At 66.7% G+C, this 21,025-nt stretch carries 17 protein-coding genes; 9 read left to right on the forward strand and 8 right to left on the reverse strand.

The features are described from left to right. From mnmG to MWU52_RS12865, 4 genes are read left to right on the forward strand one after another with little or no spacing between them, the layout of a single operon-like run. A complete protein-coding gene (gene mnmG / locus MWU52_RS12850; protein ID WP_246952626.1) occupies positions 1-1,875 on the forward strand; it encodes a tRNA uridine-5-carboxymethylaminomethyl(34) synthesis enzyme MnmG in 1,875 nt (624 codons plus the stop codon). Next, positions 1,872-2,468, forward strand: coding sequence for a 16S rRNA (guanine(527)-N(7))-methyltransferase RsmG (gene rsmG, locus MWU52_RS12855; protein WP_246952628.1), 597 nt, complete (start codon positions 1,872-1,874; stop codon positions 2,466-2,468). Before mnmG ends, rsmG begins: the two co-directional genes overlap by 4 nt. Positions 2,469-2,471: 3 nt before the next feature. Further along, a complete protein-coding gene (locus tag MWU52_RS12860; protein WP_246952630.1) occupies positions 2,472-3,260 on the forward strand; it encodes a ParA family protein in 789 nt (262 codons plus the stop codon). Beyond that, complete coding sequence (locus MWU52_RS12865) at positions 3,253-4,146, forward strand: ParB/RepB/Spo0J family partition protein (protein WP_246952632.1); 894 nt, start codon at positions 3,253-3,255, stop codon at positions 4,144-4,146. The genes MWU52_RS12860 and MWU52_RS12865 overlap by 8 nt, the downstream gene beginning before the upstream one ends. Here MWU52_RS12865 and hemW read toward each other — a convergent pair. From hemW to rph, 4 genes are read right to left on the reverse strand one after another with little or no spacing between them, the layout of a single operon-like run. Next, positions 4,138-5,292: a radical SAM family heme chaperone HemW gene (gene hemW, locus MWU52_RS12870; protein WP_246952909.1), complete on the reverse strand. Its 1,155-nt coding sequence runs from the start codon at positions 5,290-5,292 to the stop codon at positions 4,138-4,140. The two genes, MWU52_RS12865 and hemW, sit on opposite strands and share 9 nt — an antisense overlap. Next, positions 5,292-5,678, reverse strand: coding sequence for a RidA family protein (locus MWU52_RS12875; RefSeq protein ID WP_246952634.1), 387 nt, complete (start codon positions 5,676-5,678; stop codon positions 5,292-5,294). The genes hemW and MWU52_RS12875 overlap by 1 nt, the downstream gene beginning before the upstream one ends. Then, the gene (gene rdgB / locus MWU52_RS12880; RefSeq protein WP_246952636.1) at positions 5,675-6,289 is read right to left on the reverse strand and encodes an RdgB/HAM1 family non-canonical purine NTP pyrophosphatase; all 615 of its coding nucleotides are present in this window, start codon (positions 6,287-6,289) and stop codon (positions 5,675-5,677) included. Before rdgB ends, MWU52_RS12875 begins: the two co-directional genes overlap by 4 nt. Continuing rightward, complete coding sequence (gene rph, locus MWU52_RS12885; protein ID WP_246952638.1) at positions 6,286-6,999, reverse strand: ribonuclease PH; 714 nt, start codon at positions 6,997-6,999, stop codon at positions 6,286-6,288. Before rph ends, rdgB begins: the two co-directional genes overlap by 4 nt. A gap of 117 nt (positions 7,000-7,116) precedes the next feature. Between rph and hrcA the strand changes: the two genes are divergently transcribed. Together hrcA and MWU52_RS12895 are read left to right on the forward strand one after the other, a co-directional pair. Beyond that, on the forward strand, positions 7,117-8,208 hold the full coding sequence (gene hrcA, locus MWU52_RS12890; RefSeq protein WP_246952640.1) for a heat-inducible transcriptional repressor HrcA: 1,092 nt from the start codon (positions 7,117-7,119) through the stop codon (positions 8,206-8,208). Continuing rightward, the gene (locus tag MWU52_RS12895) at positions 8,201-8,773 is read left to right on the forward strand and encodes a nucleotide exchange factor GrpE (protein WP_246952642.1); all 573 of its coding nucleotides are present in this window, start codon (positions 8,201-8,203) and stop codon (positions 8,771-8,773) included. The genes hrcA and MWU52_RS12895 overlap by 8 nt, the downstream gene beginning before the upstream one ends. On the opposite strand, the gene mutS is transcribed toward MWU52_RS12895, so the two are convergent. Continuing rightward, positions 8,753-11,350, reverse strand: a complete 2,598-nt coding sequence (gene mutS, locus MWU52_RS12900; protein ID WP_246952911.1) for a DNA mismatch repair protein MutS — start codon at positions 11,348-11,350, stop codon at positions 8,753-8,755. The two genes, MWU52_RS12895 and mutS, sit on opposite strands and share 21 nt — an antisense overlap. A 92-nt stretch (positions 11,351-11,442) precedes the next feature. Here mutS and MWU52_RS12905 point away from each other — a divergent pair, with 92 nt between their 5' ends. After that, a complete protein-coding gene (locus tag MWU52_RS12905; RefSeq protein WP_246952644.1) occupies positions 11,443-13,704 on the forward strand; it encodes an NADP-dependent malic enzyme in 2,262 nt (753 codons plus the stop codon). Between the two features lie 96 nt (positions 13,705-13,800). Further along, positions 13,801-14,838, forward strand: a complete 1,038-nt coding sequence (locus MWU52_RS12910) for a PHB depolymerase family esterase (RefSeq protein WP_246952646.1) — start codon at positions 13,801-13,803, stop codon at positions 14,836-14,838. A gap of 66 nt (positions 14,839-14,904) precedes the next feature. On the opposite strand, the gene dnaJ is transcribed toward MWU52_RS12910, so the two are convergent. After that, on the reverse strand, positions 14,905-16,065 hold the full coding sequence (dnaJ, locus tag MWU52_RS12915) for a molecular chaperone DnaJ (RefSeq protein WP_246952649.1): 1,161 nt from the start codon (positions 16,063-16,065) through the stop codon (positions 14,905-14,907). A 70-nt stretch (positions 16,066-16,135) separates the two neighbouring features. Further along, positions 16,136-18,058 carry a molecular chaperone DnaK gene (dnaK, locus tag MWU52_RS12920; protein WP_246952651.1) on the reverse strand — a complete coding sequence of 641 codons (1,923 nt, stop codon included), beginning with the start codon at positions 18,056-18,058 and terminating at the stop codon, positions 16,136-16,138. A 164-nt stretch (positions 18,059-18,222) separates the two neighbouring features. Here dnaK and MWU52_RS12925 point away from each other — a divergent pair, with 164 nt between their 5' ends. Next, positions 18,223-18,834, forward strand: a complete 612-nt coding sequence (locus MWU52_RS12925; RefSeq protein WP_281493960.1) for an alpha-ketoglutarate-dependent dioxygenase AlkB — start codon at positions 18,223-18,225, stop codon at positions 18,832-18,834. A gap of 6 nt (positions 18,835-18,840) precedes the next feature. On the opposite strand, the gene treY is transcribed toward MWU52_RS12925, so the two are convergent. Further along, the gene (treY, locus tag MWU52_RS12930) at positions 18,841-21,024 is read right to left on the reverse strand and encodes a malto-oligosyltrehalose synthase (protein WP_246952653.1); all 2,184 of its coding nucleotides are present in this window, start codon (positions 21,022-21,024) and stop codon (positions 18,841-18,843) included. Position 21,025 lies beyond the last annotated feature (1 nt).

The following is a 21,025-nucleotide window of genomic DNA, read 5'->3' on the forward strand; positions in this document are numbered from 1 at the left end:
ATGTTTCACGTGAAACAGACCGACTTCGACGTAATCATTATCGGTGGCGGTCATGCAGGATGCGAGGCGGCCGCGGCCGCAGCCCGATTGGGCGTACGTGTTGGCCTGGTGACATTCCGGCGGTCCGACCTCGGGGCGATGTCCTGCAACCCTGCGATTGGCGGGCTTGGAAAGGGACATCTGGTTCGCGAGATCGACGCGATGGACGGCATCATGGCCCGCGTCGCCGATCGATCCGCCATCCAGTATCGACTGTTGAACCGCCGTCGAGGACCGGCCGTACGCGGTCCGCGGGCGCAGATCGACCGTGCCGTTTATCGTCGACAAATGCAGGACGAGATTGCCGGTTGGTCGGATATCACTGTCGTTGAAGGCGAAGTGATTGACTTGGCCGTGACAAGGGAGACCATCCGGGGCGTTGTCCTGTCGGATGGTCGAACGCTTGCTTCTGGGCAGATCGTCCTGACATCCGGGACATTTCTTGGCGGGGTGATCCATATCGGCGGGGAAGTTCGTTCCGGAGGCCGTATGGGAGATGGGTCCGCCGATCGCTTGAGCCGACGTATTCGAGAGATCGTGCCGCGGATCGGTCGATTGAAGACGGGGACACCGCCCCGGCTGCACCGTGCCTCCGTCGACTGGACCGCGTTGGAAGAACAGCCGGCGGATGCCGATCCGGTGCCCTTCTCCTTCATGCCGACGACCGGCGCGTTGCGTCAGGTTCCGTGCCATATAACCCACACGAACGGGAAGACGCATGATATCATTCGCCGAAACTTAGATCGGTCGGCGATGTATGGCGGCCAGATCAACGGCGTCGGCCCGCGCTATTGTCCGTCGATCGAGGATAAGGTCAGCCGGTTCGCCGAGAAAGAGTCGCATCAGATCTTTCTGGAACCGGAGGGGTTGGAGAGCGACTGGATCTATCCCAACGGCATTTCGACGTCGCTGCCATTGGACGTTCAGAAGGAATACGTTCGCAGTATTCGCGGGTTGGAACAGGCCAGGATCGAACAGCCGGGCTATGCGATCGAATACGACTACATCGATCCCCGCGTCTTGGCCCCGACCTTGGCGCTGCCTGAAATCGACGGCCTGTTCCTCGCGGGGCAGATCAACGGTACCACGGGATACGAAGAGGCAGCGGCCCAGGGATTGGTTGCCGGACTGAATGCCGCGGCGGGAGCATTGGGTCGGGAGCCGATCTGTTTCTCACGTACGGATAGCTATATCGGCGTGATGATCGATGACTTGACGACCCAAGGCGTATCGGAGCCATATCGCATGTTCACATCCCGGGCCGAGTACCGGCTGACGATGCGGGCAGACAATGCGGACATCCGATTGACGCCGATGGGACTTGTCTTTGGCTGTGTGGGTCAGGATCGGGAACGGAGTTTTTCGGATAAGGTTGCGGCGTTAAGCCACTGCCAAGACAATCTGGCGCGGCTCAAGGTATCCGCAGATGCAATCCGTAATCGTGGTGGCAAGATCCGAATGGATGCGCCGCCTGTCACCGCGATTCATGCCTTGGGATCTTATGGCTTGGAGGGGTCGGATCTTTTGGACATCCTGCCCGAAGTTCGTGGTCACCCCCGCGAGATCATCGATCAAGTCGGGTGGAATGCCATGTATCGGCTTTATGAAGACAGGCAGGCTGCGGATGTGGCCAGCCTTCGAGAGAGCGAGTCCGTAGTGATCCCTGCCGATCTTGTAGTCGACGAGATCGCCGGGCTGTCGAATGAGATACGCGACAAGCTTCGCGCGGTTCGTCCGTCGACGCTGGCGCAGGCTGGGCGCATCGAGGGCATGACACCTGCCGCGCTCGTCACGCTGCTCTCTGCCGTTCGGCGCCATCGCAGCAAAGCCGCATGAACCGCTATACCGGCGATGTTTCACGTGAAACAGTCGCGCAGTTTCATCGACTGGAAGCTCTCGTTCGAAAGTGGACGCCGCGTATCAATTTGGTCTCGCAGGCGAGCCTTGAGGACTTCTTTCGACGTCATATCGATGATGCTGTTTTTCTGTATAAGTGCGCACCTGCCATTGGAACGTGGCTGGATCTCGGCTCCGGCGGCGGGTTTCCGGGGCTGGTAATCGGCATACTGTCCCGTACCGGCCGTCAGGTCACGTTGATCGAAAGCGACACGCGAAAATGCGCGTTCCTTCGGACAGCCAGACGTGAACTTGCGTTGTCAATCAATATCATAAGCGCCCGGATCGAAGCCGTTCCGGCGCAGGAGGCTAATGTCGTCTCCGCCCGCGCCTTGGCGCCCCTTCCCCGCTTGCTGTCTCTTGCGACACCGCATGGCACACCAAACACGACTTATGTCTTTCTGAAGGGGAATCGCTGGCGGGACGAGGTCGATTTGGCCATGAAGGACTGGCGCTTCGATCTCGACGTCATCGACAGCCCGATCGAAAAAGGCGCAGCCGTGTTGCGCCTCAGGAATGTGGAGCGGATCTAGATCATGCGACCCAAGACAATTGCGATCGCGAACCAGAAGGGCGGTGTCGGCAAGACCACCACGGCGATCAACCTAGGGGCCGCCCTGGCCATGCGTGGCTTTCGGACGCTGCTGATCGATCTGGATCCGCAGGGAAACGCATCAACCGGCATGGGCGTGGCGCGCGATATTCGGCGGCGCAGCACCTATGATCTGCTATTGGGCGAGGAGTCGGCGGCGGATATCGCGCTGTCGACGGATGTCGACAATTTGCGGATCATCCCCGCGACGATGGATCTCAGCTCGGCGGATTCCGAGCTGATGGCCAGTTCCCGGCGCGTCATTCACCTGCGCAATGCGCTCCGCCTTCGCGAGACACCTTTCGACTATATTCTTATCGACTGTCCGCCCTCGCTCAACCTATTGACGATCAACGCTTTTGTGGCGGCGCATTCCATCCTCGTGCCCCTGCAGGCGGAGTTCTTTGCGCTCGAAGGACTGTCCCAGCTTCTGCTTACGGTGCGAGAGGTGCGATCCACGGCAAACTCCGATCTTCGCCTGGAGGGGATCGTGTTGACCATGTTCGACAAGCGCAACAACCTGTGCCAGCAAGTCGAGGACGACGCGCGCGAAAATCTGGGCGATCTCGTCTTCGACACCAAGATCCCTCGGAATGTCCGCCTTAGCGAAGCGCCGAGCTATGCGATGCCGGTCCTGAATTACGATCCCACGTCGCGGGGCGCCATCGCCTATCGGAGCCTAGCGACCGAACTGCTGCAGAGAAACCGATCGGAGGCCCCCGCCGATGTCTGATACCGCACATGGCAAGCCGGTTCGCCGGGGATTGTCCGCGCTGATGGCCGATGTCGGCGTATCCGCCGCCGACATGTCGGAACCGGGCGGACGTCCTGCCGAACGTGTTCTGCCGGTCGAATCGGTCTATCCGAATCCGGACCAGCCCCGCCGCAGCTTCGGCGAGGAGGATCTGTCGGACTTGGCCGCGTCGATCGCGCAGAAAGGCATCCTTCAACCCCTGATCGTTCGCCCCGATCCGAAGCGCGAGGACGCCTATCAGATCGTCGCGGGGGAACGGCGGTGGCGGGCCGCGCAGCGCGCCGGCCTGCATGAGGTACCGGTGCTGGTGCGCGACCTCGACGACACCGAGGTTCTGGAAATCGCCATCATCGAGAACATCCAGCGGGCCGATTTGAACGCCATCGAAGAGGCCTATGGCTTCCGACAACTGATGGAACGGTTCGGCCACACGCAGGAAAAGCTCGCCGGTGTCCTGGGAAAATCGCGCAGCCACATTGCCAACGTCATGCGCCTCCTCAAACTGCCTGACCCCGTGCAGAACCTGTTGCGGGACGGTCAGTTGACCGCCGGCCATGCGCGGGCCCTGATCGGATGCGAGGATGCCGAAGCCTTGGCTCGCCAGGTCGTCAATCGCGGCCTCTCGGTTCGCGAGACCGAGCGATTGGCGAAGGGCGACGCCACGCGGCCACGCACCCCCCGGACCTCCGGCGGCGCCCCGGCCAAGGATGCCGATACCCGGGCGCTGGAGGGGGATCTGAGCGCCGCGTTGCGCATGGGCGTTTCGATCGAGCATGATCCGGGCGACGAGGGCGGCCGTCTGACCATCCGCTATCGTTCGCTCGATGATCTCGACCGGCTTTGCGGGCTGCTGTCGTCAGACTGACAGAATGCGCGGCAGGATCGCGTCCAGCAGGAGCGCCCCGCTCTCGGTCGCCACAAGCCGGTCCCCGGTCCGCGTCAGATGTCCGCTCTCGGACAGGTCCGCCACGGCCGCAGGGTCGAGTTCACCGCCGAGCCCATGGAACAGATCGATATCCACGCCCTCCTGCATCCGTAGGCCCATCATCATGTATTCGTTAGCAATATCAATATGTTGCTGAACTTCTTCCGTCGAAGTTCCGACCCCTGCATCCTCGGACCGGGCCAGCCAATCCTGCGGCATCCGCGCCGCTTCGGTGGCGATGCGCTTTGACCCGAAGCCGATCCGGCCATGGGCGCCCGGTCCGATCCCGACCCAGTCGCCGCCCCGCCAATAGACCAGATTGTGCCGCGCCTCGGCGCCCGCGCGCGCATGGTTCGACGTCTCGTAGCGGCGCAGACCCGCGGCCGCCGTCAGGTCCTGCGTGATCTGCCACAGGTCGACGGCCAGATCCTCGCCCGGCAGCCCACGCAGACCGCCGGCGGCATGCCGCGCGCCGAAGGCCGTGCCGGTCTCGATCGTGAGTTGGTAGAGCGACAGATGTTCCCCCGCGAGGGAAAGTGCCTCCCGCAGCTCCCGGCGCCATGCCTCCGGGCCCTGGTCTTGCCGCGCATAGATCAGGTCGAACGACACCCGGTCCGTCAGGTCGCGGGCGATGTCGAAGGCGCGGCGTCCCTCCGCGACACTGTGCAGGCGCCCCAAGCGCCGCAGATCGGTGTCGTTCAGCGCCTGCAATCCGACCGAAAACCGGTTCACCCCCGCGTCGCGATAGGCCGCGAACCGTCCCGCCTCGACCGAGGTGGGGTTCGCCTCCAGCGTCACCTCCAGATCGTTGGCCGGGGTCCAGTGCGCGCGGGCGGCGGACACGATCGCCTCCACCGTTTCCGGTGGCATCAGCGAAGGGGTCCCGCCACCGAAGAACACCGATGACAAGACGCGGCCCGGCGTGCGCGCGGCCCAATGGGCCAGGTCGCGAAGAAGCGCGTCGCGCCAGCGCGCCTGGTCCACCCGGGCGGTCACATGCGAGTTGAAGTCGCAATACGGGCATTTCGCCGCGCAGAACGGCCAATGCACATAGAGTGCGAACCCCGCGCGCTGCCAGTTCTCCATCATCCGCCCCGAAACGCGGTGACTTCCAGTTCGTAGAGCATCTCGGGCTCCATCAGTTCCGCCACGATCATCGTCGCGGCCGGACGAACGTCGCCCAGCGCGCTTGCCAGAACGGGCAAGAGCGGATCGATCAACGCGCGGTCGCGAACGATATGGGTAACGCGCACGATGCCGGCATGGGCGAAACCGGCCTCGTCTAGGACGCCTTTCAGCGTGGCGAAGCAGTTTCGGGCTTGTGCGGCAATGTCCTTGGGAATGTCCATCGTCGCATAATCGTAGCCCGTGATCCCCGAGACGAAGCACCAGTCGCCCTGGACCACCGCCCGCGAATAGCCGACCTGCGCTTCGAACGGCGATCCGGTCGAGATCAGGCGTCTGCCGGTCACTCCGCCCCCTCCAGACAGCGCCGCATCTCTCGCAAGGCGACGGCGCGATGGCTGATCGCGTTCTTCTCGTCGGACGACATCTCGGCGAAGGTCCGATCGAAGCCCTCGGGCTGGAACATCGGGTCGTAGCCATGCCCGGTCTCGCCCCGCATCGGCCAGACGAGCCGGCCTTCGGCGGCGCCCTCGAACACTTCCTCATGCCCGTCCGGCCACATCAGCAGGAGCGTCGCGCGAAACCGTGCGGTCCGCGGCTCGGCCACGCCGCGCGCCTCCAGTTCCGTCCAGGCGCGGGTCATCGCCTGGACGAAGTCGCGCCCCTTCGGCGTCTCCGCCCAATCGGCGGTGTGCACGCCGGGGGCCCCGTCCAGACCGTCGATCTCGATCCCGGAATCGTCGGCCAGCGCCGGCAGGCCGGTCGCCTCCATCGCGGCGCGCGCCTTGATGCGCGCGTTTCCGACGAAGCTGTCCTCGGTCTCTTCGGGCTCCGGCAGGCCGAAATCGGCGTTCGACAGGCAGGTGATCCCCAAGGGCGTCAGAAGGGCGCGGAACTCTTCGAGCTTGCCGCGATTATGCGTCGCGATCAGCAATTCGCGCCCTTTGAGGCGTCTCACGCCGTGGCGGCCTTCTGCGCCGCGACCAGCTCGCCCACGCCCTTCTCGGCCAGGGCCATCAGCTCCGCGAACTCCTCGCGCGAGAACGTGGCGCCCTCCGCGCTCGCCTGCAGTTCGATCACCCGGCCGGCGCCGGTCATGACGAAATTGCCGTCCGTCCCGGCCTCGCTGTCCTCGGGATAGTCGAGGTCCAGCACCGGTTGACCGGCGTAGATGCCGCAGCTGACCGCGGCGACGTGATCCAGGATCGGGTCGGTGATGATGTCGCCGGCCTTCATCAATTTGTTGACGGCCAACCGCAGCGCGACCCAGCCCCCCGTGATCGACGCGCAGCGGGTGCCGCCATCGGCCTGGATCACGTCGCAATCGACGGTAATCTGCCGCTCGCCCATGGCCTGCCGGTCGATGCCGGCGCGCAGCGACCGCCCGATCAGGCGCTGGATCTCCTGCGTACGGCCCGATTGCTTGCCGGCCGAGGCTTCGCGCCGCATTCGCGTGGTCGTCGCGCGCGGCAACATGCCGTATTCCGCCGTCACCCAGCCCTGTCCGCTGTTGCGCAGGAACGGCGGCACCCGCTCCTCCAACGAGGCGGTGCACAGCACATGCGTGTCCCCGCAGCGGATCATGCAGGACCCTTCGGCATGACGCGTCACGTCCGTCTCGATGGTAATGTCGCGCATCTGGTCGAGCGCTCGTCCCGAGGGTCGCATGGATCTCTCCTGTCTGATGTCGGGGGTGACATGCCCCCGCGCCCGCGACGGTGCAACCCCGCGATTGACCGCGGGCGCGCCGCTGCATACATCCCTATCGCCCCGACCCGAGGTCCCATGTCTGAGAACCCCCAGATCCTATCCGAGATGAACGAACGCTCCCGCGAGGTGTTCCGCCGGGTGGTGGAAGGCTATCTCGGGACGGGCGATCCGGTCGGCAGCCGGACCCTGACCCGGTCGATGTCGGAGAAGGTCTCGGCGGCGACGATCCGCAACGTCATGCAGGACCTCGAGTTTCTGGGCCTGCTCGAGGCGCCGCATGTCAGCGCGGGCCGGGTGCCGACGCAGGCGGGCCTGCGCATGTTCGTCGATGGCCTGCTGGAGGCGCAGCTGGGTGATGACGACCGCGCGCGGATCGAAGCCAGCGTCGGCGCCTCCGAAGACGACGTGACCGCGATGATGGACCGCGTGGGCAGCGCGCTGTCGGGCATCACCCACGGCGCCTCGCTGGTCCTCGCGCCCAAGCGCGAGGCGCCGATCAAGCATATCGAGTTCGTCCAACTCGGCCCCGACCGGGCGCTGGTGGTTCTGGTTTTCGCCGACGGGCATGTCGAGAACCGCGTCTTCGTCCCCCCGCGCGGCCAGACGCCCAGTTCCATGCGCGAGGCGGCGAACCTGCTGAACGCGGTGATCGAGGGGCGGACCATCAGCGACCTGCAGGACCTGATGGCCGCCGAGGTCGCCGCCCGACGGCAGGAGATCGACACGCTGGCCCACGACCTGATCGAGAAGGGCCTGGCCGCTTGGGAAAACGAGGGCGAGCGGTCCGAGCGGTTGATCGTGCGGGGTCGCGCGAACCTGCTGGACCAGGGGGCGGACGCCGCGCAGCTCGACCGGATCCGCACGCTGTTCGACGACCTGGAGCGCAAGCGGGACATCACCGAGTTCCTCTCGCTGACCGAAGCCGGCGAGGGTGTGCGCATCTTCATCGGGTCGGAGAACAAACTCTTCTCACTTTCCGGTTCATCTCTGGTGGTTTCCCCCTATATGAACGCGGATCGAAAAATCGTGGGCGCGGTCGGCGTCATCGGCCCGACGCGGCTGAACTACGGGCGGATCGTGCCGATCGTCGACTACACCGCGCAAATGGTGGGACGGATTCTGTCCGGCCCGAAAAGATGGACGAATGCAGAGGATGAGCATGGCTGAGCCGAAGGAAAACCCGTTCCTCGACGATCCCGAGGAGATGGAAGAGGAGTTCGACCTCGACGCGGCGATGGAGGAGGACGAGGCGCCCGCCGACCGTCCGCGCGTCAATGTCGATGCGATCATGGCCGAGCGTGACGAGATGCGCGATCGCCTGATGCGCGCCCTGGCCGAGGCCGAGAACGTGCGCAAGCGCGCCGCGCGCGACCGGATGGAGGCCGAGCAATATGGTGGCTCAAAGCTGACGCGCGACATGCTGCCGGTCTATGACAACCTGCGCCGCGCCCTCGATGCCGCGGGCGAGGGCACCGACCAGGATGGCGTGATCGAGGGGATCAAGCTGACGCTGAAGGAGCTGTTGAACGTCTTCAACAAGCACGGCGTCACCCTTGTATCGCCCGAGGTCGGCGACAGGTTCGACCCGCAGATCCATCAGGCCATGTTCGAGGCACCGGTGCCCGACACCAGGGCCGGCGACATCATTCAGGTCGCGATGGAGGGATTCATGCTGCATGACCGCCTGCTGCGGCCGGCGCAGGTCGGTGTCTCAAGCACGCCTGCCAACTAGCCCCTTGAGTTCATAGACCAGAGCCAGCGCGTCCCTTGGCGTCAGCTCGTCCGGCAGGACCTCGCGCAGGCGGGTCTCGGCCGGGCTGTCCGCCGGGGGCTTCGGCGCCTGCGCCGGCGTCGCGCTGAACAGCGGCAGGTCGTCGATCATCGCCTTTGCCTTGCCCCCGCCCTCGCGCTCGCCCTGTTCCAGCGCCTCCAGCACCGCGCGCGCCCGGGCAACGACGGCATCCGGCAGCCCCGCCAGGCGGGCGACCTGCACGCCATAGGACCGGTCCGCGGCCCCGTCGCGCACCTCGTGCAGGAAGATCACGTCGCCGTCCCATTCACGCACGGTGACGGTCGCGTTCTCCACCCCGTCTAGCTTGGCCGCCAAGGCCGTCATCTCGTGATAATGCGTGGCGAAAAGGGCGCGGCAGCGGTTGACGTCATGCAGGTGTTCCAGGGTGGCCCAGGCGATGCTGAGCCCATCATATGTGGCGGTGCCGCGCCCGATCTCGTCCAGGATCACTAGGGCGCGATCGTCGGCCTGGTTCAGGATCGCGGCCGTCTCGACCATCTCGACCATGAACGTGGACCGCCCGCGCGCCAGATCATCGGATGCGCCCACCCGGCTGAAAAGCTGGCCGACGATGCCGATATGGGCGGCATCGGCGGGGACGAAGCTGCCCATCTGCGCCAGCACGGCGATCAGCGCGTTCTGCCGCAACCAGGTCGACTTGCCCGCCATGTTCGGCCCGGTCAACAGGCGGATCGCGGCCCCCCCGCCCTCGGCCGTCAGGCGCGTGTCGTTGGCCACGAAGGGCGCGCCTTCGCGCCCGAGCGCGCGTTCCACCACCGGGTGACGCCCGGCCGTCACCTCGAAGGTTCGGCTGGTATCGACACGAGGCCGGGCCCAGCCCTCGCCCCGCGCCAGGTCGGCCAGCGCCGTCACCACGTCCAGTTCGGCGAGGACGCGCGCCGCGGCGAAGATGCCGTCGGCCGCCGTCAACACGGTCCGGCGCAGATCACGGAAGATGCGCTCCTCGATCTGCTGGGCCTGGCCGCCCGCGTTCAGGATCCGCGTCTCCAGGTCCGACAGCTCGACCGTCGTGAAGCGCACCTGGCTGGCGGTGGTCTGACGGTGGATGAAGCGATCGTCGCCATGCATCTTGTCGGCATGGGTCGCCGTCGTCTCGATGAAATAGCCCAGCACGTTGTTGTGCTTAATCTTGAGCGCGCCGATCCCCGTGGCAGCGGCGTAATCGGCCTGCAATCCGGCGATGACGCCCCTGCCCTCGTCGCGCAGGCGCCGCACCTCGTCGAGTTCGGGATCGAACCCTTCGGCGACCAGGCCGCCATCCCGCAGCATCGCCGGCGGCTCGGCCATCAGCGCGCCGTCCAGACGGTCGCGCAGGCTTGCGTGCCCGTCCAGGGCGCGCAGGTCCAGCGGCTGCTCGGTCGCCGCCAGCCGTGCGGACAGGCGCTGCGCCGCGTCCAACCCGTCGCGGATCGCCGCCAGGTCGCGCGGGCCGCCCCGGTCGAGCGACAGCCGCGACAGGGCCCGGTCCATGTCGGGTGCCCGCCGCAGCGCCTCGCGCACCTCCTGTGCGACGGCTTCGGCCGTGACCGCCCAATCGACCGCGTCCAGCCGGGCGCGGATCGTCCCTTCCACGGTCGAGGGGGCGGACATGCGTCGCTCCAGAAGGCGCCCGCCGCCCGCCGTCACCGTCCTGTCGATCGCGCGGAGGAGCGAGCCGTCGCGTCCGCCCCCTGCCCCGCGCGTCAGTTCCAGGTTGCGCCGGGTCGCCGCGTCGATCGCCATCAGCTCGGACGCCGCCTCGCGCCTGGGCGGACGCAGCGACGGCAGCTTGCCGCGCTGGGTGATCTCGACATACTCGATCAGCGCGCCCATCGCACCGCATTCGGCCCGCGAGAACGTCCCGAACGCGTCCAGCGACGCGACCCCGAACAGATCCGTCAGGCGACCCTCGGCGCCGCCGCTGTCGAAGGCGCTGCGGCCCAGGGGCGTGACGGCGGCGCCCTGATCCTCGATCACGGGGGCGATGTCGGACCCCTCGACCACCACGACCTCGCGCACGCCGAGGCGGGCCAGGTCCGGTCCCAGCCGGACACGCGGGCATTCCGCGACGTGGAACGCGCCGGTCGAGATGTCGGCCCAGGCCAGCGCCCCCGCCCCGCGCACCTCGCACCAGGCGGCCAGGTAGTTGTGCGCGCGCGCGTCGAGCAGCGTATCCTCGGTCAGGGTGCCGGGTGTCACCAGCCGCACGATCCCGCGCCGGACCACGGACTTGGCACCGCGCTTCCTCGCCTCCTCCGGCGCCTCCAGCTGTTCGGCGACGGCCACGCGGAACCCCTTGCGGATCAGTGTCATCAGGTAATTCTCGGCGGAATGGACCGGAACGCCGCACATGGCGATATCCTCGCCCAGATGCTTGCCGCGCTTGGTCAGCGCGATATCCAGCGCCGCGCTGGCGGCCACGGCGTCGTCGAAGAACAGCTCGTAGAAGTCGCCCATCCGATAGAACAGCAGGGCATCCGGCGCCTCGGCCTTGATCTCCAGGTACTGCGCCATCATCGGCGTCGCTGACATGCCCGTCCCCCCATTGGCGCGGGCAGCCTACCGCCCGGCGAACGCCTTCGCTACACCATCCCAAACGGGAGGACGCAATGGCAGGACGCACCAAGATCACCGATGCCGAGGCATTGGCCTATCACCTGGAGCCGCGGCCCGGGAAGCTGGACATCAACGCGTCGACCGCGATGACCACGCAGCGCGACCTGAGCCTCGCCTATTCGCCCGGCGTGGCGGTCCCCTGCGAGGCGATCGCCGCCGATCCGGCCACGGCCTACGACTACACCACCAAGGGCAACCTGGTGGCCGTCATCTCCAACGGGACGGCGGTGCTGGGGCTGGGCAATCTCGGCGCGCTGGCCTCGAAGCCGGTGATGGAGGGCAAGGCGGTGCTGTTCAAGCGCTTCGCCGACGTGAACTCCATCGATATCGAACTGGATACGGAGGACCCGGACGCCTTCGTCCAGGCCGTCCGCCTGATGGGGCCGAGCTTCGGTGGCATCAACCTGGAGGACATCAAGGCGCCCGAATGCTTCATCATCGAAAGCCGCCTGAAGGAGGAGATGGACATCCCCGTCTTCCATGACGACCAGCATGGGACGGCGGTGATCTGTGCCGCCGGGCTGATCAATGCGCTGCACATCTCGGGCAAGCGGATCGAAGATGTGCGCATCGTTCTGAACGGCGCCGGTGCCGCGGGCATCGCCTGCCTGGAACTGCTCAAGTCGATGGGGGCCCGGCACGAGAACTGCATCATGTGCGACACCAAGGGCGTCATCTGGCAGGGCCGGACCGAAGGCATGAACCAGTGGAAATCGGCCCATGCCGTCAAGTCCGACCTACGCACGCTGGATGAGGCGATGAAGGGGGCGGATGTCTTCCTGGGCGTGTCGGCCAAGGGCGCCGTCACCGCCGAAATGGTCACGAACATGGCCGAGAACCCCGTGATCTTCGCCATGGCCAACCCCGACCCCGAGATCACGCCCGAGGAGGCGCATGAGGTCCGCCCCGATGCCATCGTGGCCACCGGGCGGTCGGATTACCCCAACCAGGTGAACAACGTGCTGGGCTTTCCGTACCTGTTCCGCGGCGCGCTCGACATCCATGCACGCGCGATCAACGACGAGATGAAGATCGCCTGCGCCGAGGCGCTGGCCGCCCTCGCCCGCGAGGACGTCCCCGACGAGGTGGCGATGGCCTATGGCCGAAAGCTCAGCTTCGGGCGCGACTACATCATCCCGACGCCCTTCGACCCGCGGCTGATCCATGTCATCCCGCCCGCCGTCGCCCGCGCCGGGATGGAAACCGGCGTCGCGCGTCGCCCGATCGTCGACATGGAGGGCTATACCCATGCCCTGGCCGCGCGGATGGATCCGACGGCCAGCATCGTCCAAGGCATCAGCGCCCGCGCACGCCAGGCCCAGGCCACCATGATCTTCGCCGAGGGCGACGACCCCCGCGTGCTACGCGCCGCCGTCGCCTATCAGCGCAACGGCTATGGCAAGGCGCTTGTCGTCGGGCGCGAGGATGACGTGCGCGCCAAGCTGGCCACCGCCGGGATCGGCGACGCCGTGCGCGAGCTGGAGATCGTGAACGCCGCCAACACGCGCCACCTCTCGACCTACAAGACCTTTCTCTACGAGCGTCTGCAGCGGCAGGGATTCGACGCGCAGGATGTCCACCGCATGGCAAGCCGCGACCGGCATGTCTTCGCCGCGCTGATGCTGGCCCACGATCACGGCGACGGCCTTGTCACCGGGGCCACGCGCAAGTCGGCCCATGCGATCCGCCTCCTGGACCACGTCTTCGACATTCGCGACAACCCGGATGCGGTGGGCATCACCGCGCTGCTGCATCGCGGGCGCATCGTGCTGATCGGGGACACGCTGGTCCACGAATGGCCCGAGGAGGAGGATCTGGCCACCATCGCCGAGGCCGGCGCCCGCGTCGCCCGCGGCTTCGGGATGGAGCCGCGCGTCGCCTTCGTCAGCTTCTCGACTTTCGGCTATCCGGTGAGCGAGCGCGCGACCAAGATGCATCTTGCCCCCCGCGTGCTGGAGGAACGGGGCGCGAATTTTGAGTACGAGGGCGAGATGACGGTCGACGTTGCGCTGAACCCCGACGTGGCGGCGAATTATCCGTTCTCGCGGCTGACGGGGCCTGCGAACGTGCTCGTCGTTCCAGCCCGCCATTCGGCCAGCATCTCCGTCAAGCTGATGCAGGAGATGGCCGGCGCAACGGTGATCGGCCCGATCCTGACGGGCATCGACCGCCCGGTGCAGATCGCGTCGACCGGGTCCCGCGCCTCCGATATATTGAACATGGCGCTTCTCGCGGCTTGCCGCGTCGGCGGGTGACCCAAGGCATTGCTGCATCTGCACTTGTAATTGCTGCAGTGCAGCATAGTCTGGAGGAAAGGCCGGGATGATCCCGGCCAGAAGCCGGAGCGTCCCATGAGCGATATGAGCGAGATCCTGAACCTGGTCCGGACTGGCCGCCTGGGTGAAGCCACACAGCGTATCCAGCGTAACTTGGGCACCGGCGGACCCGAGATGCGACCGGAACCCGACATGAAGGACGTCACGCCGCGCGCGTGTCCGATCCCAAGCCCCGGCATGTCGGCACGCGGCAAGGCGACACGGACCAAACCGGCTCGCAAGCCCCGCGCGACCGCTACCGGACATCCGGCCGGCACGACCTGGGCGCGGCGACAAGGTCCGCTGCCCTATCGGCTCTCCGCCCCCTCGGCCCCCGACCCGCGCGCGCCGCTTCTGGTCATGCTTCACGGATGCACGCAAACCCCCGAGGATTTCGCGGCCGGCACGGGGATGACCCATGCGGCCGGGGCGATCGGCGCGCATGTCATCTGGCCGGAGCAGACGCGAGCGGCGAACGTCAATGCCTGCTGGAACTGGTTCGAACCCGCCCATCAGGGCCGAACGGGCGAGGCCGCGGCCATCGTGACCGTCATCGAAGAGGTCCTTTCGGGCCTGGGGCCGAGGGCGGTTCACGTGGCCGGCTTGTCGGCGGGGGGCGCGATGGCGGCGCTGCTGGGGGCGTTCTACCCGGATATCGTGACCTCGGTCGCGATCCATTCCGGTCTGGCCCCCGGCAGCGCCCAGGATGTCGGCAGTGCCTTCGCGGCGATGCAGAACGGCGCACCGGGGCGACGGGCGCTCGCCGTGCCGGCCATCGTATTCCATGGTGCGGCCGACCGGACGGTGACCCCCGCCAATGCCGGGGCGCTCTTGAATCTCGGTCCGGCCTCCGACCGGCAGGAGCGTCGCGAAATCATCGCTGGGCGCCGGACCACGATCCGCAGCGGCATCCGGCCGGGCCAGTCCGCCCCGTCCGAGATGTGGGAAATCGACGGGTTGGGCCATGCCTGGTCGGGTGGTCACCCCGCCGGCAGCTATACCGACCCGAAGGGCCCGGACGCGACGGCCGAGATGATCCGGTTCTTCGCCGGCGTCGCCCCGCGCGATCGGTAGACAAATGTCGAAGGGCCGCCCCGGTATCGGGACGGCCCTTGAAACGGCGGTGGTCGGGATGGTGCGCTACTGCGTCATCCCGTCCCAGAACCCCTTGACCTTGCGGAAGAAGCTGTCGCCCTGCGGATTGTTGTCGGCATCGATCCGCTCGAACTCCCGCAGCAGCTCCTTCTGGCGCGAGGTCAGGTTGACCGGCGTCTCGATGGCAAGCTCGATCATCATGTCGCCCACGCCGCCCCCGCGAAGGGCCGGCATGCCCTTGCCGCGAAGGCGCATCTGCCGCCCGGTCTGCGACCCGGCGGGCACCTTCACGCGCGACCGGCCACCGTCGATCGACGGCACCTCCACCTCGCCGCCCAGCGCCGCGGCGGTCATCGAAACCGGAACGGCGCAGTAGAGGTTCACGCCATCGCGCTGGAACAACGGGTGATCCTCGACCTCGATGAAGATATAAAGGTCGCCGGTCGGCCCGCCGCGCAGGCCGGCCTCGCCCTCTCCGGACAGGCGGATCCGCGTGCCGGTTTCGACCCCCGCGGGAATGTTCACCGAAAGCTGGCGTTCCTTCTCGACGCGGCCGACGCCACCGCAGACATTGCAGGGATTCTTGATGATCTGGCCGGCGCCGGAACAGGTCGGGCAGGTCCGCTCGACCGTGAAGAAGCCTTGCTGCGCACGGACCTTGCCCATGCCCGAACAGGTCGGACAGGTGGCCGGTTCGCTGGCGCCCTCGGTGCCGCGACCTTCGCATTTGGTGCATTGCACGGCCGTGGGCACGGTGATCGTCTTCTGCTGGCCGGCAAAGGCCTCCTCCAGCGTGATGCGCATGTTGTAGCGCAGGTCCGATCCACGGGTCGCTCGGGCCCGGCCGCCGCCGCGTCCGGGCTGGCCGCCCATGAAATCGCCGAACAGATCCTCGAACACATCCGAGAAGGCGGAGGCGAAGTCCCCCTGCCCCTGCGGCCCCGCGCCGGGTCGCCGCGGCCCGCCGCCGCCCATGCCGCCATCGAACGCGGCGTGGCCGAAGCGGTCGTAGGCAGCCTTCCTCTCGGCGTCCTTCAGGACGTCATAGGCCTCGTTCGCTTCCTTGAACTGCGCCTCGGCGTTCGGATTGTCGGCGTTCCGATCAGGGTGCAGCTCCTTCGCCTTGCGGCGGTAGGCCTTCTTAATCTCTTCCGTGCTGGCGCCCTTCGAGACGCCCAGGGTCTCGTAGTAGTCACGTTTCGCCATCATTATTCTCCAACGAAAAGACCGGCCCGGATGTCGGGCCGGTCTCTGCTGTCATTCGACCCGGAAAGGATCAGGCCCGCTTCTGGTCGTCATCCAGATCCTCGAAATCGGCATCCAGGATCTCGTCGTCCTCGCCGGTTCCCTGTTGCGCCTCGGGGGTCTCCTCGGTCTCGCCCTCCTCGGACGCGGCCTGTGCCTTATAGATGGCCTCGCCAAGGCGCATCGCGGCCTCCTGGACGTTCTGGATCGCGGATTTGATCTTGCCGGCATCCTCGCTGTCCATCGACTCCTCGAGCGCGGTGACCGCGAACTCGATCGCCTCGACGGTGGACGGGTCGACCTTGTCGCCATGCTCCTCCAGCGACTTCTTCGTGGAATGGATGAGGCTCTCGGCCTGGTTGCGCGCCTCGACCAGTTCGCGACGGCCCTTGTCGGCTTCGGCGTTGGCCTCGGCGTCCTTGACCATCTGTTCGATGTCCTCGTCCGACAGGCCACCCGACGCCTGGATCGTGATCTGCTGCTCCTTGCCAGTCGCCTTGTCCTTGGCGCCGACCGACACGATGCCGTTGGCGTCGATGTCGAAGGTCACCTCGATCTGCGGCAGGCCGCGGGGCGCGGGCGGAATATCCTCGAGGTTGAACTGACCGAGCATCTTGTTGTCGGCCGCCATCTCGCGCTCGCCCTGGAAGACCCGGATCGTCACGGCGTTCTGGTTGTCCTCGGCGGTCGAGAAGACCTGGGACTTCTTCGTCGGGATCGTGGTGTTGCGGTCGATCAGGCGGGTGAACACGCCGCCCAGCGTCTCGATCCCCAGCGACAGCGGCGTCACGTCGAGCAGGACCACGTCCTTAACATCACCCTGCAGCACGCCCGCCTGGATCGCGGCGCCAAGGGCCACGACCTCGTCGGGGTTCACGCCCTTGTGCGGCTCCTTGCCGAAGAACTTGGTCACTTCCTCGACGACCTTGGGCATGCGGGTCATGCCGCCGACCAGGACAACCTCGTCGATCTCGTCCTTCGAGATGCCGGCATCCTTCAACGCGGCCTGGCAGGGCTTCAGCGACGCCTTGATCAGATCGCCCACCAGCGATTCCAGCTTGGCACGGGTCAGCTTCATGACCATGTGCAGCGGCTGACCGTTCGAGCCCATCGAGATGAAGGGCTGATTGATCTCGGTCTGCTGGCTCGACGACAGCTCGATCTTGGCCTTCTCGGCGGCTTCCTTCAGGCGCTGCAGGGCCATCTTGTCCTGCGTCAGGTCGGTGCCATGCTCCTTTTTGAACTCCTCGGCGAGGTAGTTCACGATGCGCATGTCGAAGTCTTCGCCGCCCAGGAACGTGTCGCCATTCGTGGATTTTACCTCGAACAGGCCGTCGTCGATCTCCAGGATGGTCACGTCGAAGGTGCCGCCGCCGAGGTCGTAGACCGCGATCGTGCGCGTTTCCTTCTTGTCGAGCCCGTAGGCCAGCGCGGCCGCCGTCGGCTCGTTGATGATGCGCAGCACCTCGAGGCCCGCGATCTTGCCCGCGTCCTTGGTGGCCTGACGCTGGGCGTCGTTGAAATACGCCGGAACGGTGATGACGGCCTGCGTCACCTCCTCGCCCAGATAGCTCTCGGCGGTTTCCTTCATCTTCTGTAGGATCAGCGCGGAGACCTGCGCGGGCGAATATTGCTCACCGCGAACCTCGACCCAGGCGTCGCCGTTCCCGCCGGACACGACGTTGAAGGGGAGGTTCTTCTTGTCCTTGGCCAGATGCTCGTCGTTGAAGCGACGGCCGATCAGGCGCTTGACACCGAAGACGGTGTTCTCGGGGTTGGTGACGGCCTGCCGCTTGGCGGGTTGGCCGACAAGACGTTCGTTCTCGGTGTAACCGACGATCGACGGCGTCGTGCGCGCGCCCTCCGCGTTCTCGATCACGCGGGGCTGCGACCCGTCCATGATTGCGACGCAGGAGTTCGTGGTCCCGAGGTCGATACCGATGACTTTTGCCATTTCGAATGGTCCTCTCTTGGCGATTTGCTCGTCCCGAAGCCCGTGTCGGCACTCCGGTCCTCATCCCGAATTGAATACGGACCGTGCCGAAGGGTCCCGGCCCGCGGTTCGCAGGGTATATAAGGAGGGGGTTTTGACCTCGCAAGGACGTGAAGGGGCACAAATTGAACGAACTGCATCCGCGTGAAATCCGCGGGTTCCGCCTGTTCGACGGATTGCTGGACGCCGACATGCAGGCCGCGATCGTCGAGGACGTCCGCCGCGTGATCCGCGCCGCTCCGCTCTTCGTGCCGGTCACGCCGCGCGGCAAGCCGATGTCCGTTCGCATGACCGGGGCCGGGCGCCTCGGTTGGGTGACCGACCGCGGGGGCTATCGCTACGACGAACGGCATCCGGCGGGGGGTGCCTGGCCCGCGATCCCCGACCGCATCCTGTCCGTCTGGCGCGAGGTGGTGCCCGAAGCGCGTGACCCCGAATGCTGCCTCGTCAATTGGTACGACCCGGCGGCGCGCATGGGTCTGCATCAGGATCGCGACGAGGCCGATCTCACCCAGCCCGTCGTCTCGATCTCGCTGGGTGATGACGCGCTGTTCCGCATCGGCAACCAGACCCGCGGCGGTTCGACCGAGAGCTTGTGGCTCCGCTCCGGCGACGTACTGGTGATGGCGGGCGACGCGCGCCTGCGCTATCACGGCGTCGACCGGATCGCCGTCGGCACCTCGACATTGCTGGGTGCGCCGGGGCGGATCAACCTGACCCTGCGCGTCGTCACCTGACGGCGCTTATCCCGCGTCCAGCGTCAGGCGGACAGGTTGCGGCCCGAAGTCGCGCGGCGGCCACAGGGCACCCGCATCGGCCTCCAGATCCGCCCCTGTGACGGTGACCCTCACCGCCAGTGCCCCGCGCCGGAAGGCCAGCACGCCCTCCGCGGCGTCAAGCGGATCATAGCGCGCACGACACAGTTCCGGCCGGTCCCGACGCAGCCTCAGGACGGTCCGCGTCAGCGACAGCTTGGCGCGGTCGAAGGGCGACAGGTCGGCGTCCCCGTCCAGCGCGTCGGCCAGCCGGGCGAAATCCACGGGTCGGCGGTTGTCGGGGTCGGTCAGCAGAAAGCTCCCGACCTCGGTCCCCTGATAGATATCGGGAATCCCCGGGATCGTCAGCTTGAGCGCGCATTGCGCCAGCGAAAGCCGCTCTGCCCGCGCGATCAGAGGGGCCAGAGCCTCAGGCAGCCTCCGTTCGGCCACGGCCCGCGCGGCGGCGCCGATCCGGTCCTCGAACGCCGCGTTCGGGGCGGTCCAGAAGGTGTCCTGCTTGGCCTCGCGCACGGCTTTTTCCAGATGTGCGGGCAGACGTTCATCCAGATCGCCCTGCGGGGCCGCGGCGAAGGCGGACTGGACGAGGTACCAGCCCCAGGGCGGGGGAAGATCGGTCAGCGACATCAGAACGTCCCGCAACCCGGGGTCATGCGACAGCGCGGCGATCCGCATGCGCGCGTCCTCCGACCGCTTGGTGTCGTGGCTGGAGGTCAGCGTCAGCGCGTCGGGCATCAGGTCTTGCCGTCGGCGCATGGCATCGTGGAACGCGGGCACCTCCATCGCCGGCTCGTCCGGTTCGGCCCCGACCTCGTTGGCCGACAGAAGCGCGACGTGGCGATAGAAGGACGTGTCCTCCTGCGCCTTGGCGATCGCGGCGCCGGTTACCTGCTGCATTCGCAGGCGCAGAGTGGCACCGTCCGGGGCCGTCAGCAGCCGTGCAAGGTCCGGCAGGGCGCCCGGATGGGGCAGGGCGGCGGCCGCTCGCTCGGCCGTTGCGGCGATCAACTCGCGGTCATCGGAGCTAACGGTGTCAGCCGTCGCATAGGTTCGATATCGCGGAAATGCCCGGATATAGAGCCTAATCGCGTCCCGCATCGCAGCGCGGCCCCATTCCGACGCGCGCGCGTCGCGCCGTCCCGCCGCCAAGGCGAGATCGGTCAGGCGTTCCAATTCGGCCGGCAGTTCCGTGGTGACGATCTGGTCCTTGGCCTCCATCAGCGTGGCGTGGAAATCGGGCGCATCCTCGGCCAGTCGGGCCGCGCCCCGCGCATCGGTCAGCGCGCGCGCGATCGCCCGCGCGGCGACATAACCGGTCGTGCCCTGGACCGGCCAATCCTGCAGCGTCTCCTCCCGCGTCAGGATCTTCTCGACCCAGACCGGCGTGTCCGGAACCTCCGCCCGCAGCCGCACCAGATAGGCCGCTGGGTCCGCTAGCCCGTCGACGTGATCGACCCGCAGCCCCTGCACCACCCCTTCGCGAACCAGCTTCAACGTCAGGCGGTGCACATCGTCGAAGACGCGGCCGTCTTCCACCCGCAGGCCGATCAGGCCGGTGACGGTGAAGAATCGCCTGTGGGTGATCGCCGCCGCCTCGGTCCGCCAGGAGGTCAGCCGCCAGCACTGCGCGGCGTGGATCGCGTGCAGGTCACCGTCCGGCACCGGTCCAAGTGGCACGGCGAGGTCACCGATCCGCATGGCACCGTCCCGAACCTCCACGTCTCCGGCTTCGACCAGATCGGCGAAGGGTGCGCCCAGCCAGGGCAGCCGCAACGGACCGGCGGCCCAATCGATGTCGAAATGCCCGTGATAGGGACTGTTCCCGCCCCGGCGCAGCACGTCGTGCAGCCACGGATTGTGGACCGTAAAGGCCATGTGGTTCGGGACGATATCCAGGATCAGCCCCATCCCGTGATCGCGCAAACCCTCCGAGAGCGCCCGCAGACCGTCGAGGCCACCGAGATGCGGCTCCACTTCATTCGGGTCGGTGACGTCGTAGCCGTGGGTCGAGCCGGGCGCCGCGGTGAAGACCGGGCTCAGGTATAGATGCGAGATGCCGAGGTCCTGAAGATAGGGCACCAGATCGCGCGCACGGGCGAAATCCATCCCCTTGCGCAGTTGCAGTCGATAGGTCGCGGTCGGCAGGTCCATG

The organism is Jannaschia sp. S6380, assembly GCF_023015695.1.
GTDB lineage: Bacteria > Pseudomonadota > Alphaproteobacteria > Rhodobacterales > Rhodobacteraceae > Jannaschia.

Excerpts from the sequence above, each read along its gene's own strand:
- mnmG (WP_246952626.1), top strand. The coding sequence starts at position 1 with ATGTTTCACGTGAAACAGACCGACTTCGACGTAATCATTATCGGTGGC.
- rsmG (WP_246952628.1), top strand. The coding sequence starts at position 1,872 with ATGAACCGCTATACCGGCGATGTTTCACGTGAAACAGTCGCGCAGTTT.
- MWU52_RS12860 (WP_246952630.1), top strand. The coding sequence starts at position 2,472 with ATGCGACCCAAGACAATTGCGATCGCGAACCAGAAGGGCGGTGTCGGC.
- MWU52_RS12865 (WP_246952632.1), top strand. The coding sequence starts at position 3,253 with ATGTCTGATACCGCACATGGCAAGCCGGTTCGCCGGGGATTGTCCGCG.
- hemW (WP_246952909.1), bottom strand. The coding sequence starts at position 5,292 with ATGGAGAACTGGCAGCGCGCGGGGTTCGCACTCTATGTGCATTGGCCG.
- rph (WP_246952638.1), bottom strand. The coding sequence starts at position 6,999 with ATGCGACCCTCGGGACGAGCGCTCGACCAGATGCGCGACATTACCATC.
- hrcA (WP_246952640.1), top strand. The coding sequence starts at position 7,117 with ATGTCTGAGAACCCCCAGATCCTATCCGAGATGAACGAACGCTCCCGC.
- MWU52_RS12895 (WP_246952642.1), top strand. The coding sequence starts at position 8,201 with ATGGCTGAGCCGAAGGAAAACCCGTTCCTCGACGATCCCGAGGAGATG.
- mutS (WP_246952911.1), bottom strand. The coding sequence starts at position 11,350 with ATGATGGCGCAGTACCTGGAGATCAAGGCCGAGGCGCCGGATGCCCTG.
- MWU52_RS12905 (WP_246952644.1), top strand. The coding sequence starts at position 11,443 with ATGGCAGGACGCACCAAGATCACCGATGCCGAGGCATTGGCCTATCAC.
- MWU52_RS12910 (WP_246952646.1), top strand. The coding sequence starts at position 13,801 with ATGAGCGATATGAGCGAGATCCTGAACCTGGTCCGGACTGGCCGCCTG.
- dnaJ (WP_246952649.1), bottom strand. The coding sequence starts at position 16,065 with ATGGCGAAACGTGACTACTACGAGACCCTGGGCGTCTCGAAGGGCGCC.
- dnaK (WP_246952651.1), bottom strand. The coding sequence starts at position 18,058 with ATGGCAAAAGTCATCGGTATCGACCTCGGGACCACGAACTCCTGCGTC.
- treY (WP_246952653.1), bottom strand. The coding sequence starts at position 21,024 with ATGGACCTGCCGACCGCGACCTATCGACTGCAACTGCGCAAGGGGATG.